This is a genomic window from Hymenobacter jeongseonensis (assembly GCF_015694725.1).
GTDB lineage: Bacteria > Bacteroidota > Bacteroidia > Cytophagales > Hymenobacteraceae > Hymenobacter > Hymenobacter jeongseonensis.
Window position 1 is genome coordinate 1 of record NZ_JADQDQ010000008.1, and the last position, 14,650, is coordinate 14,650.

General features: G+C 58.7%; 13 protein-coding genes. 6 read left to right on the forward strand and 7 right to left on the reverse strand.

The window, feature by feature from the left end; all coding sequences use genetic code 11:
• Window positions 1-498 precede the first annotated feature (498 nt).
• Window positions 499-2,619, forward strand: coding sequence for a T9SS type A sorting domain-containing protein (locus tag I2I05_RS15490; protein WP_196283168.1), 2,121 nt, complete (start codon window positions 499-501; stop codon window positions 2,617-2,619).
• Window positions 2,620-2,644: 25 nt separating this feature from the next.
• Here the strand turns inward: I2I05_RS15490 and I2I05_RS15495 are convergent, their stop codons facing one another.
• The 3 genes from I2I05_RS15495 to I2I05_RS15505 all read right to left on the reverse strand — a co-directional run bounded on the left by I2I05_RS15495 (window position 2,645) and on the right by I2I05_RS15505 (window position 4,689).
• Complete coding sequence (locus tag I2I05_RS15495) at window positions 2,645-3,409, reverse strand: (Fe-S)-binding protein (RefSeq protein WP_196283169.1); 765 nt, start codon at window positions 3,407-3,409, stop codon at window positions 2,645-2,647.
• Window positions 3,410-3,443: 34 nt separating this feature from the next.
• The gene (locus tag I2I05_RS15500) at window positions 3,444-3,758 is read right to left on the reverse strand and encodes a hypothetical protein (protein ID WP_196283170.1); all 315 of its coding nucleotides are present in this window, start codon (window positions 3,756-3,758) and stop codon (window positions 3,444-3,446) included.
• A 76-nt stretch (window positions 3,759-3,834) separates the two neighbouring features.
• Window positions 3,835-4,689 carry a hydroxymethylglutaryl-CoA lyase gene (locus I2I05_RS15505; RefSeq protein WP_196283171.1) on the reverse strand — a complete coding sequence of 285 codons (855 nt, stop codon included), beginning with the start codon at window positions 4,687-4,689 and terminating at the stop codon, window positions 3,835-3,837.
• 150 nt (window positions 4,690-4,839) lie between these two features.
• Between I2I05_RS15505 and I2I05_RS15510 the strand changes: the two genes are divergently transcribed.
• Window positions 4,840-6,213, forward strand: a complete 1,374-nt coding sequence (locus tag I2I05_RS15510; RefSeq protein ID WP_196283172.1) for a M23 family metallopeptidase — start codon at window positions 4,840-4,842, stop codon at window positions 6,211-6,213.
• An 18-nt stretch (window positions 6,214-6,231) separates the two neighbouring features.
• On the opposite strand, the gene I2I05_RS15515 is transcribed toward I2I05_RS15510, so the two are convergent.
• Window positions 6,232-7,020: a TapB family protein gene (locus tag I2I05_RS15515; protein ID WP_196283173.1), complete on the reverse strand. Its 789-nt coding sequence runs from the start codon at window positions 7,018-7,020 to the stop codon at window positions 6,232-6,234.
• 195 nt (window positions 7,021-7,215) lie between these two features.
• Between I2I05_RS15515 and I2I05_RS15520 the strand changes: the two genes are divergently transcribed.
• From I2I05_RS15520 to I2I05_RS15530, 3 genes are all read left to right on the forward strand, one after another.
• Window positions 7,216-7,476 (forward strand): hypothetical protein, encoded by a 261-nt coding sequence (locus tag I2I05_RS15520; RefSeq protein ID WP_196283174.1) that lies wholly within the window; start codon window positions 7,216-7,218, stop codon window positions 7,474-7,476.
• Window positions 7,469-7,807 (forward strand): hypothetical protein, encoded by a 339-nt coding sequence (locus I2I05_RS15525; RefSeq protein WP_196283175.1) that lies wholly within the window; start codon window positions 7,469-7,471, stop codon window positions 7,805-7,807. Before I2I05_RS15520 ends, I2I05_RS15525 begins: the two co-directional genes overlap by 8 nt.
• Window positions 7,808-7,891: 84 nt before the next feature.
• The gene (locus tag I2I05_RS15530) at window positions 7,892-8,545 is read left to right on the forward strand and encodes a cytochrome c oxidase subunit 3 (protein WP_196283176.1); all 654 of its coding nucleotides are present in this window, start codon (window positions 7,892-7,894) and stop codon (window positions 8,543-8,545) included.
• A 23-nt stretch (window positions 8,546-8,568) separates the two neighbouring features.
• Here I2I05_RS15530 and I2I05_RS15535 read toward each other — a convergent pair whose 3' ends face one another.
• Window positions 8,569-10,839 (reverse strand): T9SS type B sorting domain-containing protein, encoded by a 2,271-nt coding sequence (locus I2I05_RS15535; protein ID WP_196283177.1) that lies wholly within the window; start codon window positions 10,837-10,839, stop codon window positions 8,569-8,571.
• A gap of 209 nt (window positions 10,840-11,048) precedes the next feature.
• On the opposite strand from I2I05_RS15535, the gene I2I05_RS15540 reads away from it, so the two are divergent.
• Window positions 11,049-13,130, forward strand: coding sequence for a M1 family metallopeptidase (locus I2I05_RS15540; RefSeq protein WP_196283178.1), 2,082 nt, complete (start codon window positions 11,049-11,051; stop codon window positions 13,128-13,130).
• A gap of 74 nt (window positions 13,131-13,204) precedes the next feature.
• Here the strand turns inward: I2I05_RS15540 and I2I05_RS15545 are convergent, their stop codons facing one another.
• A complete protein-coding gene (locus tag I2I05_RS15545) occupies window positions 13,205-13,840 on the reverse strand; it encodes a hypothetical protein (RefSeq protein ID WP_196283179.1) in 636 nt (211 codons plus the stop codon).
• A gap of 191 nt (window positions 13,841-14,031) precedes the next feature.
• Window positions 14,032-14,472 (reverse strand): DUF2147 domain-containing protein, encoded by a 441-nt coding sequence (locus I2I05_RS15550; RefSeq protein ID WP_196283180.1) that lies wholly within the window; start codon window positions 14,470-14,472, stop codon window positions 14,032-14,034.
• Between the last annotated feature and the right edge of the window lie 178 nt (window positions 14,473-14,650).

A 14,650-nucleotide genomic window follows, 5' to 3' on the forward strand; every position in this document is an offset into this window, starting at 1 on the left:
ACGACGGGTACGTTTGGGGTTCATGGCGTTGACTAAGATAGCCGCCATTTACTGTCCAACTTTTGGGGAGTACTACACACGAGATAAAGAGAATAGCGAGGCGGACGGGACTTAGCCTTGAAAATGGACTGTTGTAATCAGTCTGTTACCATCTTCGGATGAGACGTTAAATTATAGGTGTATAAATTTAAATAAGTTCAATAATATTTTAATAGTAAAATGATTAACCTTTGTATCGTTCTTCAAATGAGGTCTTTAATGACTTAACTTTCTATTGTATAACCATACTTAGAAAACTGGCGCCACAGGGCCGTTGCTGTGTTTAGAACATATTGTCGCTAAGTACAATTTTGTGGCAGCATAAATAGGGGCATCAAATAACTTCTTGGCGTCGAAATTATCTTGAATAATTATAAAAAAGCCCTGTAATTATCAATATTTTTATACCATTTGCCTATTGTAGCTTTGTGAATCAGTTAGTTCCACAAAAGCTATTTTATGGCAAAAATCATACTGTTCATTCTGCTTGTGTCTTCTATTGTATTTCCGGCCACTGCAGCAACTTATTATGTGTCTGCTAGTGGCAATGATGCCAACGCCGGCACTTCCAAGTCCAGCGCCTGGAGCACCGTAGCCCGGGTGAATGCCGCAACCTTCCAACCCGGAGACCGGGTGCTTTTTGAAGGGGGACAGACTTTTTCGGGCGGGATTTGGTTGCAGCCTGCCAGCCAAGGCACTGCTGTGCTGCCCATTGTGCTGAGTTCGTACGGCGTGGGTGCGGCTACCATTGCCAGTGGCAACGGCTTCGGCTTCTATGGAGAAAACAACGCCGGTATTGAGCTGCGCCGGCTCAATTTTGTGGGCAGCGGCCGCAGCGCCAACACCAGTTCGGGCGTTATCTTCTATCTCACCACCGCTAATACGCACCTGCAGCACGTGCGCCTCGACAGCCTCGACGTGAGCGGCTATCGCAACGCGGGTATCAGCATCGGCAGCTGGAACGGCACCAGTGGCTACACCGATGTGCGCATCACCAACTGCTTTAGCCACGCCAACGGCGAAGCTGGAATTTCTTCCTACTCGCAAAGCCTGGCGGCGCATCACAATTGGTACGTGGGCAATTGCAAGGCGTTCGACAACACGGGCCGGGCCGACATCACCACCACCCACACCGGCAATGGCATCGTGCTTTCGGGCATCGACGGGGCGCTGGTGGAGCATTGCGAGGCTTACAACAACGGGGCACTCAACGGTAACCGCAGCGGCGGGCCCGTCGGCATCTGGGGCTGGTGCTGCAACAATCTGGTGATTCAAAAATGCGAGTCGCACCACAACAGCTCCGGCACTGCCATCGACGGCGGCGGGTTTGACCTCGACGGCGGCTGCACCAACTCGGTGCTCCAGTACAACTACTCGCACGACAACGGCGGCCCGGGCTACCTGCTGGCCCAGTACTCGGGTGCCCCGCCCATGACGGACCTTACCATTCGCTACAACGTGAGTGAAAACGATGCCCGCCAGAACGGCCAGGGCGCCATATCCGTGTGGTCATCCGGGGCAAATGGCGGCATCAAGCGGGCCTCCATCCACAACAATACGGTTCTATTGAGTCGCCCAGCCAACGGCACCAGTCCATTGGCGGTTCGCATCATGAGCGGCGGCATCAGCGCCATCACCCTGCGCAACAACGTGCTAAAAACCGCTGCCGGATTGCTCTTGCTGGCTACGGCCACCACCACGGGGCTCAAGCTGGAAGGCAACCTGTATTGGGCGGAGGCGAGCACCGTATCCTTGAATTGGAAAGGCACTAACTATGCTGACTTGGCCAGCTGGCGGGCCGCTACGGGCCAGGAGAAGATGGCCGATGGCCGTGCCACTGGCCTCATCGCCGACCCCCAGATTCAAAGCGGCGCGGCTGCTTATACTCCGCTGCCTTCCTCGCCCGCGCGGGGCGCGGCCCTCAATCTGCAGTCCGAATTCAGCGTGAATCCCGGCCCCCGGGATTTTGTAGGCAATCCCACGCCATTGGCGTCAAAAACCGGCAACATCGGCGCGCTCGAAACTCAGGAGCCGCTGCCCGTGGTCCTGACCCAGTTCACCGTGCGTGCACAGGGACCGGCAGCCCTGCTGCGGTGGGGCACCGCTTCGGAGCAGAATAATGCCCATTTCGTTATCGAAAGCAGCCGAGATGGCCAGACGTTCAGCAAGGTGGGGCAGGTAGCCGGCCACGGCAGCACCGCGCAAGCCCAGAGCTACCAATTCACCGACCAAAACCTGGCACGGTACGCGTGCAGCATCATTTATTACCGCTTGCGGCAAGTTGATACCGATGGCAAAACAACCTTCTCACCGGTCGTCGCATTGTCGGGCAGCTGGGCGGGGGGGAGCAATGGCGGTGCCTTGCAAGTGCTGCCCAATCCGGCGCTTGCCGGGGCTACAGTGGTTGTGAAAGGCGCCGGCAGCAACCGGGTGCAGCTCTATAATGTGCAGGGCCAGTTGGTGGCCAACGGCAATGTGGACGCCACGGGCACGGCTGAGCTTGCCGTGGCTGGGCTTGGTGCGGGGATATACATTGTGAGGTGCGGGCCCCAAAGCATTCGGTTGGTTTTGGCGGATTAAGCACCGGCATTGCGGTGCTTCGGTTTTACCAGCCGCTGGCCAGCACATCGGCAATGTGAAGGCACTTCAGCGGGAGCTTTTCCTTCTTGATGTACGCCTCCAGGTGCATCAGGCAGCTCACATCGGTGCTGATAATGAAGTCGGCACCCGTATCGAGGGCATGCTCCACTTTCTGCTGGGCCATGGCCACCGAAATGGCTTCAAACTTCACGGCGAAGGTGCCACCGAAGCCGCAGCAGGTGGTGGTTTCGGCCATTTCGAGGCGTTCTAGCCCGGCCACCGCGTCGAGCAGCTGGCGCGGAGCAGCCCGAATGCCGCACTCGCGCAGTGCCGAACAGGAGTCGTGGTACGTATACTTGCCCTGAAGCTGGGCACCGGGAATGGCCGTGATTCCGAGCACCTTCACCAAAAGTTCGGTGAGCTCATACGTACGGACCTGCACGCCCTGGCAGGCCACTTCCTGCCCCCGGCCCGCAAATAATTCGGTGTAGCTATTGCGCACCATGCCCACGCACGACGCCGAAGGACTCACGATGTAGCGCGAAGGCGTATTCTGGCCGGTGGGTGTTGCCGGCGCAGCAAAATCTGCCAGAAACTTCTCCGCCACGGCGCGGCTCTGCGGGTGGTAGCCCGCATTGTAAGCCGGCTGCCCGCAGCAGGTCTGCCCCGCATTGTAGTGCACCTGCACCCCAACCCTCTCCAAAACCTTCACCATGTTCAGGGCCGTGGCGGGGTAGAGCTGGTCAACGAAGCAGGGGATGAAAATATCGACGGCAATACTGGAAGGCATAGAATACAAAAATGACGCACTATCTACACGAGAGTTATTCAATGTCTGAATAATCCTCAATTAATTCCCAATCTCCTGGATTTATGAAATCCGTTGGATATGGCCTTTTGAATACTTTGGGTCCAAATCTATTTTCTAAATAAAGAACCACAAATTGGCCATCAAAATGTATTGTATACTCAGTTTCATCAGACTCTACGCGGTATTCCATACACGCTTCCAATTCTACTTCAATGCAAGCCAATTCTATCCACAGCGTCAGTTTCGTTGCTTGCCTATTGAAAAAGGTTATTCTAATAAGCGGCTTTTTACTGCTTTCATCCGTGGTATCGGGTAAAGATGAATTCACTTGTTTATTGAAAAACAATAAGTAACCAAAGTGCTCAAAAATCCATGTGAATATTTAAAAATAAAATATATTAACTCTAGTGAATAGCAAATACTTCACCCGCCGCCATTCCCTGAGCCCGCATAAATGCGGCCATGTCCAGTTCGGTTTCAACGCCCTGTTCGGCTAGGTACGCCAGCAGGTTTTCCGTGGCCATGTTTCCGGTTAGCTCATCGGCCGCCATGGGGCAGCCGCCGATGCCGCCGATGGCGCCATCGAAGCGGCGGCACCCGGCTTCATAGGCGGCGGCTACTTTTTCGCGCCAGGTAGTGGGCGTTGTGTGCAGGTGTGCGCCAAACTCAATTTGCGGAAATGCCGGAATCAACGCCGAAAACAATGGTGCGATGGTGGCTGCCGTGGAAGCCCCGATGGTATCCGACAGCGCCACAATGCGGATGCCCATTGCCGCCAGTTGCTGGGTGAAATCGGTGACAATTTCCGGACTCCAGGCATCGCCATACGGGTTGCCAAAGCCCATCGAAAGGTAGGTGACCAAGGTTTTGCCGCTGCGCTCGCACAGCTCGTGCATGGTAGCCACGTCGGCCAGGGCCTCGGCGGTGGTTTGGTTGGTGTTGCGCCGCTGGAACGTTTCGGAAACCGAAAGCGGGAACCCGAGGTAGCTTATTTCAGTGTGTTGAACGGCCGTTTCCGCGCCGCGCAGGTTGGCCACAATGGCCAGGAGCTTGGTTCTGGAACCCGTCAGGTCCAGGCCAGCCAGTACTTCGGCCGTGTCGCGCAGCTGCGGAATGGCTTTCGGTGAAACAAAGGAGCCGAAGTCGAGCGTGTCGAAGCCGACCTTCAGCAGGGCATTGAGGTACTCAATTTTGGTGACAGTCGGAATGAAATCGGGCAGCCCTTGCATGGCGTCACGTGGGCATTCAATTAGCTTCATGGCGGAGAAATAGGGGAGGAACGGGGCCATAAAGGTAGCAGGCCATAGCAAGCAGGCCGGCACTCAGCGCTAGCTGCAGCCCGTGCGCCGGGGAAACACGCAACCGAACTACGCGAAGGCTGAAGTTGTTTGAACGGCATGCTGAATAGGATGGATGCAACAACTCAACGGCCGGTGAAGCGGCCGCGCTTCGATTTTTTTATGCCGATGCTGCTCGGCGTGGTCCTGGTAATCAGTGGCTGTAGCAAGCAGCAAAGCCTCAAGGCGCTGTTTCAAAAATCCACGCCGCACCAAGCGTATGCCCGCCGGTTGGCGCAAGCCGGCCTCGACCAACGCCCCGGCGGACGCGCTTGGCTGAGTGCGGCCGAGCAAGCCCTGCGCGATTCGTTGGTAGTGGCGTTGCCTTTTGCTGAAACGGGGTATTTCCGGCCCGGCGAACCCAGCGCGGCCGGCTATCGCTACGCCGTGCGGGCCGGCGAGCAGGTGCACGTGAGCCTTTCGTTGGGCACTGGGGCGTCGGCACGGGTCTTTTTGGATGCTTTTGAGGTAGTGCCGGGCACGGTTCCCGTGCCCCTCGCCAGCGCCGACACCCTGGTTCTGGACTTCCGCTACCAGGCCGATGTCGACGGCCAGCACCTGCTACGGGTGCAGCCCGAGCTGCTGGCTGCGGGCCGCTACACACTGCGCGTGAACCGGGAGCCGAGCTTGAGCGTGTTTCCGGTGTTGGGCCGCACCGACGCCGCCGTGGGAAGCTTCTGGGGCGCCGACCGCGACGCCGGTACCCGCCGCCACGAAGGCATCGATATTTTTGCCTCCCGGGGCACGCCGGTGGTCGCGGCAACGTCGGGCTTCATCACCCGCACCGGCGAAACGCCGATTGGCGGCCGCGTGGTGTGGCTGGCCGATGCCGAGCACGGCAGCCACATTTACTACGCCCACCTCGACAAGCAGCTGGTGAGCGCCGGCCAACGCGTGAGCGCCGGCGATACCTTGGGCTTGGTGGGCAACACCGGCAACGCCCGCACCACGGTGCCACACTTGCACTTCGGCATCTACCGCAGCGGGAAGGGCGCCGTCGACCCGTTTCCCTTTGTGCGGCGCCCCGAGGCCGTGACGGCACTGCCCAAAGGCCCCGACCGCCGGGGGGAATTTGTGCGCCTGCGGGCCGACGCCGCCTTGCGCCCCGGGCCCGAAGATGGCAAGCTGAAAAAGTCGCAACGCGCCCCTGTGCTCCCCAAGCAAATGCCGCTTTTGGTAGTGGGCCAGCAAGGGGCCGCGCTGCGGGTGCAGACTCCCACTGGTCAAATCGGTTACGTATTGGCCCAAGCTGTAGTGGGCGCCACCGGCAACCCGTTGCGGCGCGTTGTGCTTCCGGCGCTCACCGAGTTGCTCACTCTGCCCGTAGCAGCGGCACCGGCGGGCGGTGCGCTCGCGGCCCAGACTTCGGTTGTGGTACTGGGCCAGGCCGCCGGGTTTAGCCTGTTGCGCGGGCCGCAGGGCGAAACCGGCTGGGCCATTATCTGATACCAGGCCGGTTGCAGCCTAGCGTTTGGTGAGCACGCGGGTTTGCACCAGCTTGCCGTTTTTGTCATAGAATTCGGTTTTGACTATGCCCACGACCGGGTCGTAGTAATTGACCTCGCGCCCGCTGTTTTTCAAAATCAGGTCGGGGCGGGTGGTGGTTGACACTTCGCGCTTGCTCTCTACCGCGTAACAGCTAAACGTACCGGCCGGTACGGTGACGCGTGTTGGGCCGGCCAGCACAGTGCGTTGACTAATCATGGTCTGGACTTTGGCAATGGCCACCATGGGGCTGCTCACTTGCACGGCCACCCCTCCGTTGGCCAATTGGCTGCCCGCCGCCGGCTGATTGGGCCAGGCCAACGGGGTAACTGTATAAGCCAGTCGGCGGTTACGAAAGGACTTCATGTTTTCGTAATTAATGGTCGCCATGCCATCGGTAAAAGTGGTGTCGTTGCGGCAAAAATGGGTGAGGTCCTGCTGCTGAAGCACCCGGTTATTGAGGTCGTAAAGCCCGCTCTTAAGCTGAACCCGTGTGACCACCACGGGAATGCCTTTCTTACGGGGCACAGTATCGGTGCTGATTTTTAGCACCCGGTAGCGCCACGTATTGGTGGCGCGGCCTTTAGTATTTAGCAGTTGGTATTCAATGCTCTGCCCTTCGCTGAATCCAAACGGGTGGGTGCAGTCGGCCGCTGCGCGCTCAAACGTGAGTTCGGAAACCGCCGCCGGCCGTGGCAGCTGCAGCAAAATGGATGTAGGCTGCGCCCGTGCAGCCCCGGCCAGCAGCATTCCAACTGCGAAAGCCACGCTGTAGAAGGGGGTGGACCTAAGATGAAAGTTGAGATAAGCCATTTGAGTGCAATGTACGCAGCGGGCTATCCCACCGGATAGAATGACAACTCGAGTCCCCACGTTGCGTTAGCAGTCGCAGGACCGTACTTTGCGGCCAGTTGGCGCGCCCGACCCGGGCGCTGTCCATTCATTTCTTATTGATTAGTAGCAATGCCCGATTCTTCCTCTTCAAACTGGGCCGACATGGCCGCCTCGCTGCTCGGCAAGCTTTCGGGCGGTGTTGAGCTCAGCTGCGCCTTCGAACAAATGGAGCTGCAAGTGCCCAACCCACAGAACCCCAACGCACCCGCGGCCACCTGGAAACTGAACGGTTCCCTCCGCATCCGCACCCGCGGCGACCAGCCCGCCGGCACCGCCACCCGCCCGGCCACACCCCAACTCCCGCCCAGCCCCCCCGAAGCCGGTGCCTAGTACCCTCGAAATTGAGGCGCAGCTGGTCATCAACTGGAACGGCCATGCCTTGCAGCTGGCGGCCGCGGGCACCTACCTCATCCTCAACATCCCGAGCCAGCAGGTGCTGGACCTGCTCACGGCCGGTCCGCCCAAGGCCCCGGGCGCGCCCAAAGCGCCAAAGCCGCCCGGGCCCGACCCCATGCAGCAAATCAATGACTTGGCCAATCAATTGGGCTGGGTGCTGGATTTGCGGGTAGCGGGCAAAACCTACGTGACGTTTGGAGTGCAGCGCACGCCCAAAATCACCCTCAACGCCGTGCTCGGCAAAATTGGCTCGTTCTTCCGCTAAGTCAGTTTTGCGGTCCGAGGCCAGGGAATTTGCAACTAATTCTTCGCCGATTAGTTTGCTAGTGAACATCCTCTGCCGGCCCTGATGAACTCCGAACACGAACACCAAAACCAGGTTGGCGCGCGGCGTCGCGCGTCCCCCTTCAACCGTATCGGAGGGCTGCCCCCGATTACGGTGGCACTGTACCTGGCCCTGCTGGGCATCACGGTGATGTTCGTTGTGCTGGTGGCCGCGTACGTGGCCACGCGCTTGCGGAGTGGCCTGCCAACGGGCCTGCATGCGCTGCCCCGTTATTTCTCGCTGAGCACCATTGTATTGGTGCTCAGTAGCTTTGTTATTTCCCAGGCGCCTCGGCTTTATGCCGAGGACGACTTGGGTACCCTGGCCCGCTGTCTGGGTGCCACTCTGTTCTTGGGTTGTGTTTTTGCCGGGCTGCAGGTGTTGGGCTGGCGCGAACTGATGGCCAATGGCGTCCCGTTCCAAGGCGCGTCCAGCAACAGCAGCGGCCAGTTTGTCTACCTTATTTCGGCATTGCACGTTGCGCATTTGTTGGGCGGTATGTTGTTCTTATTAACGCTGCTGCTACGAGTTGTTCACGCCAACCGTGATGCGGTGCGCACGCTCGTTTTTATCCGAAATCCCTACCAGCGGCGCCATTTAACATTGCTGGGCACTTATTGGCATTTCGTCGATGTGCTGTGGGTCGCCCTTTTTGCCATCTTCCTGTTTCTGTATTAAACGGCGCAGCGGTAGCGACTTTATCACTTCACTACCTCCAGCCAGCCCCGGTATTTTCGGCCGTCGTTGTAGGTCACGAAGTAGTAGTACATCCCTGCGCTGTCCTGCCCGGCAGCCCACCGGAAATTGCGGTCCGACGAGCTGAATACCTGCTGGCCCCAGCGTGTGAAAATCCGAACGTTGGCAAACTGCATGTCGCAGAAATTGGGCGGCAAATCCGGCAGTCGGAACTCGTCGTTCTGGCCATCGCGGTTGGGCGTAATCACATTGTACAGCGTTACTCCCAACGAATCCGGATTGGTTACCTGCAGGCGGATACGCTGTACTTGCGGCAGCGGCTTGCACGTGGCGTCAATAAGTTGGAAGGTAACCGTAAGGTTGCGGTGCAGGTTGGCCGCGGCGCAGCTCACATCCCAGCGGAAGGTACCGTTGGCGGCGCCCGTGCCGTTCTGGGCTTCGAAGCGCATCCCGGCCAGCGCCAGGTCAAAGCCTTCCTTGCCATTCTCTGAGCTACCCGTAGCAGTCAGGGTGAGGCCGTCGCGGTCAAGGTCAACTCCTCGAAAAGTTGCGGTGTACACCTGCCCAAGTGGTAATTCGATTACTGGAATCTGTTCGGATTGCGCCACGGGCAGGGTAGAAGTGAGCGTTGGCGGCCGGTTGGTGTAGCTCACCACCACGGGCACGGTGATGACGGTAGCCTGACGGACATCGCAGGGTGAGGTGGCGGCCGTAAACTGGAAATTCAGCACCGAATCGGCCCCAACGGCCCGACAATCGACCCGCCAAGTGAAGCGGCCCCGCTGTTGCGTGCCCACCGTGCCCTGCGACAGCGCCGCCCCAATGTCGGTGGGATTGAAGCCCTGGCCAGTCATTTCCAATTGGATAGCGTCGCGGTCAGCGTCGGTGCCGATAACATCGAAGGCCAGTAAATCGCCAACTTGCACCCGGAGCGGCCGGGTTGGGCTGGCGGTTGTGACGATGGTGGGGCGCGAATTTGCCGGGGGCACCGCCATAAAAGCAACCCGCACCGTGTCGCGTTTGGGCTGGCTGCAGCCATCATCGGCCACCACCACGTCCAGATAAAACACGCGACCTTGCGTATCGATGCACTCCGGAAAGCACATCGTGGTGGTGAGGGTGTCGGGCGCGCCGGGGGTACGAACCGCGCCGCTGCTGGCGGTGGTGAAATTGGGCAGCAGCCCCGAGAAGTTCACTGGGCTCAGCGACAAGCTCAGCCGCGAACTGGGGTCGGGGTCGGTGAAGCGCAGGCGCACGCACCGGTTGCCCCCCGATACCAAGCGCAGGGTGTCGCGCCCGGGCCGGTACGGCACACGGCCGGTGGGGGCGGGCAGCAGCACGAGGCTGGGCGTTGCATTCGGGGCGCAGTCGAGCACTTTCAACTGAAAGTCGCGGCGCGTCTCGCCAATTTTCTCGCCCCGCCGATACTCCGTGCAGCGCACCCCAAACGCAAACAAACCGGTGTCGAGGGGCTGCACGGTAAGGCGTCCTTTTAGTGCATCGATGGCGAGGGTGGGTTTGCCCGGAATTTGGTTGGCGGTGCCGAGGCCCGCAATCCACTGAATGAGGTCGTAGGGCGCGGCGCTGGCCGTGGCCGGCTTGGGCGTCACGGCGTTGGCGTTGCCGTTTAAGGGCGTCACCAGGTCGTAGGTCAAGGAGTCGCCATCGGCATCCCGGCCACTGAAATCGTAGTAAAACAGTTCGTTGCGGCAGGCGTATTCGGCCAGTGCCGGAAAAAGGCTCGGGGTTGAATCGAGAAAAGGCTGGCCACGCCGCACCACCGCCGGAAACTCCAGGTAAAAGGCCTGAGCCGCCTTGTCAGGCTCCACAATGTTGCTGATGTCCTCGTTGCGACAGCACCGCTCCACGGCCACGTAGTAGCCCTGGGCGTTGGCGTAGGTATTGGCAGCCAGGGTAATGGCCCGGCTGTAAACCATTTTGCGGGTGCTGAGCGAAGGCGTGGCACAAGCAGGGTTCGCGTAATCGACGAAGGTGTTGGACGTGAGCGGCAGCACCACGTTGGCCATGCGCCGGTTGCTACCTTTCTCAAAGATGCTGGCCGTCAGTTCCGCATCCAGCGCACTGGAGCTGCCGTGCACGGCATCGAAGTACAGGTTTAGCAGCAGCGTGTAGGAATCCCCGCTGTTGTGCACCAGTTCCATTTCGCCGCCCACAATGTGCGTGGCTTTCGCCGGGGCTGCCACCATCAGCCAACTGCCCAACCACAGCAAAACGGCTGACCAGCCGGGGCCGGGCATCATGAGGCGAAAAGGCATTGGATAGACCAAGAAGTGTATTAAACCCGGAACCAGCCGAAATATACGGTGGCAAAAACCAACTTCTGGCCGTTCCTTCGCGTTTGCGAGGCGGCGCTAGGGCTCAGGCTGAACGGGTGGATTTGGTCGGCGCCGCGCTACCTTCGGGAGGCCGCTTTTCGTTCGCCAACTCCTGCCAAAGTCAATTCCTGCCCACTTCCATTCACTGTATGCGAACTCTACTTTATACCCTCTTGGCCAGTGGCCTTTTCGCAGCACCGCTTCAACTGAAAGCCCAGCAGCCGCGACAGGTTGCGCCCCCTCGTGCCCTTAGCCAGGCCGATTTAGATGGCGGACGGCTTTGCGCCGCCGCCCACGTGCAGGCCGCCCAGCGGCCGGCTACGTCTTCGGTTTCGCACCGGACCAAAATGGAGCGCTACGACGTGAAGTACTACAAGCTGGATTTGGCCCTGGAAAACACTTCCTTGAACGTGGCCGGGTCGGTGTGGATGCGCATACGGGTAGGCAGTCAGCCACTCGATTCCTTGGCCTTTGAGCTCTACCAAGCGCCGGCTACCTCGATGCCGGGCACGGCCACCCTGCTCATCGATTCGGTGGTGGTGAACGGCCGGCGCTCGCCCGGCATCCTGCGCAAAGGGCCCGATGCTACGGCTAAACTGGCCCAGCCCGCCGCCGCCAATACCCTGGCCGATGCCCGGATTTATTACCACGGCACGGCGCCGAGCGGCAACTCCGCGGCCATCGGCAACGGCCTGAGCAACCGCAATACGGTGCATATGGACACCAATAATGGGTCGCCAACCTTTCCTTTTAATGTGACTTGGTCGCTGTCGGAGCCGTTTTCAGCGCACGAATGGTTTCCCTGCAAGCAGGTGCTCACCGATAAGGCCGATTCATCGGACGTTTGGGTTACGACTTCGCTGCCTAATAAAGTTGGGTCCAACGGCGTACTGGTACGCACCGTGCCACTGCCGGCCAACAAGGTGCGCTACGAGTGGAAATCCCGTCATCCCATTGCGTATTACCTGATATCGGTGGCAGTAGCGCCCTACATCGAGTACGTGACTTACGCCAATCCCGTGGGTGGCCCGCGCGTTCCCATCGTCAACTACGTATATAACCAGAACTACCTCAACTACTGGAAAAGCTGGATTGACCTCACGCCCGGCTTCCTCGAAAACTTCTCCGCCCTGGTCGGGCTCTATCCGTTTGCCAACGAGAAATACGGCCACGCCGCAGCGCCTTTGTATGGCGGCATGGAGCACCAAACCATGACCACGCAGGACGGCTTTGCCTTAACCATCACGGCGCACGAACTCTTTCACCAGTGGTTCGGCGACAATGTGACCTGCGCCACCTGGGAGGACATCTGGCTGAATGAAAGCTTTGCTTCCTATGGCGAATACCTGTCGCTCCAAGCCTTCGATACGCCCGCCAGTGCCCGCAACTGGATGAACAGCGCGCACAACCTTGCCTTCCAGAATTCCGGCAGTGTGTACGTGCCCGACACGACCCGCGTGGGCCGTATTTTCGACTATTACCTGACCTATAAGAAGGGGGCTGGCGTGGTGCACATGCTGCGCTATCTGCTCAACGACGATACAAAGTTTTTCCGAGCCCTGCGCACGTACCAAACCCAGTTTAGCGGCTCCACGGCCCGCACCGCCGATATGCAGCGCATTTTTGAAGCCGAGGCCGGCCGGCCCTTGGGATACTTCTTCGAGCAGTGGTTCCGGGGGCAAGGCTACCCCACGTTTACCGGCCGGTGGAACCAAGGCGGCAGCAATTTCGTGCTGCGTGTGGTCGAAACGGTATCCGTGCCATCCGTTACGCCGTTTTTCAAAACCGACGTCGATTACCGGCTGACATTTACCAACGGCACGACGCAGACCGTGCGCCTGCGCCAAATGCAAGCGTCAGAAACCTTCCAACTCACTGTGAATGGTACGGTGGCAAGCGTGGCCGTCGACCCCGACCAGTGGCTGCTGGACCGTGCCACTACCGCCCCGGTGCGCGACAATACACTGCTGGCTACCCGGGCCGGCGCCGGCCTTTCGGCCCTCACGCTTTATCCCAATCCCTGCCGCGAACAATTGCAGCTGGCGGCCCTGCCTGCCGCTCGCGTCACTGCCGAAGCCTCCGATATAACCGGCCGGGTGGTGCTGCGTCAGACCTTGCTGGCTACTCGGCCGCAACTTGATACCCGAAAACTCGCTTCGGGAATGTACCACTTGCGGCTGCTGGGTGGCAGCGGAGAGCTACTGGGACAAGGACGCTTTATTCGGGAATAACACTCATTTTGACATAAAAAAGCCGTTCCTGCTCGGGAACGGCTTTTTTGTGTCAAAATGGAGCTGAAAGTGCCTTAAAACACGTCGTGGTACTCGGTGATTTTTGCCTCAATGGCGGCATCAGCTGCCGGAGCATCAAGTAACGCCTTGAGCAAGTCGTCGAGCGAGCGAGCGGGCGTAAAGCCCGGTTGGAGCACGGCGTTGCTGGTAAGGCGAATAAACAGTGGCTGGCGGTTCATGGCGACCAAGTCGATGGTTACTAACCCGAATTGTTGGTTGCAGTTGCCCGTTTGGGGGCAGTCGGTGGGGTTGGGCTTGAAAAGCTGCTTAAGAGTGGTTTCGGTATGGTGCTCGTGGTGCTGGCGGCACTGGTCGGCGCAGGCCCGGTGGTAGCCCAGCGCCGTGAGCCGCTCGCCCAGGTGCTCAAAAAAATGCCGAAAATTGCCCGGGCCGATGCTGGGTTCATATAGCAAAAGCACTCCTTTGCAGCCGCTTTCCTGTAGCAACTGTACCTGAAAGCCGCGGCTGCCCGCCGCACCGCCCTTGCGCAGGTGGTAAGCCTTGAAATAAGGCCCCAGCCAATTCAGGTACACCCGCTGCTCGACCCAACGCGCATGCCGCTGCACTTGGGCTGGCGACAACGCCACGGCATGCCAAGCTGCCGGAGTGCCCGCTTTGGAGCGAAAAAGGTTGTGAATGAAATCGAGCAAAACGCGGGAGTTAATGGATTCGAAACATGCGCTTGTGCAAATAGTTTCTGAGCACAAGGCGGGCGATGTCGCCAGCAGAGCAGGAAATGGAGGGGATGAAGGCAATTCCCAAACTCCTATTTACAGTTTAGCCAGGCCGGTTTCTGTAAGAAACCAACCTGGCTAAGTTGTGTGGAGCAGCTGCTAAAGGCTTATTTAACGCGGGTCCAGACCTGCGACTTGCCGATGAGCGAGAAGCCAATATATCCTTTCACTTCCATGGTGTTGGCGTTTTCCATTTTCATGTAGCAGGAATACGATTTGCCGCTTTCGGGGTCGTAGATTTTGCCATCGTCCCACTTGTTATCGTCGTCGTATTCAAATCCTTCCATGAAGACCATGCCCAGCCGGGGGCGGCTGCGGAGCTTCGGATTGGGGTTCTGCGTATCGGTTTTGGGCTTGCCCGTGGCGGGGTCGTTGGGAACGGTCAGGCTCACAATCTTGCCGCATAGCTTATTGCCGCATTTGTAAATTTCAAACGTAGCCTTTTTTTCCGAATTGGTCCAGATACCGAGCGGCGACATCGATTGCGCCGAAGCAAAGCTGGCTACTCCTAATACGAGAGCAACGAGTAAGAGCAGTGTTTTTTTCATTTTAGAACGTTGTGGGTGTGGGTTTGTGGGAAAAGGTAAGATAAAATTTCCGGAGCATCCGCCGGAAGCGCTTACTGCCCATAAGGCAAGTTTACGGCCAACTTCTAAGTTTTAAGCAAACCACCAAAAAATCACAGCCAAATCAAAAAAAATAGCGTTGAAAATCAGCCAACAAACG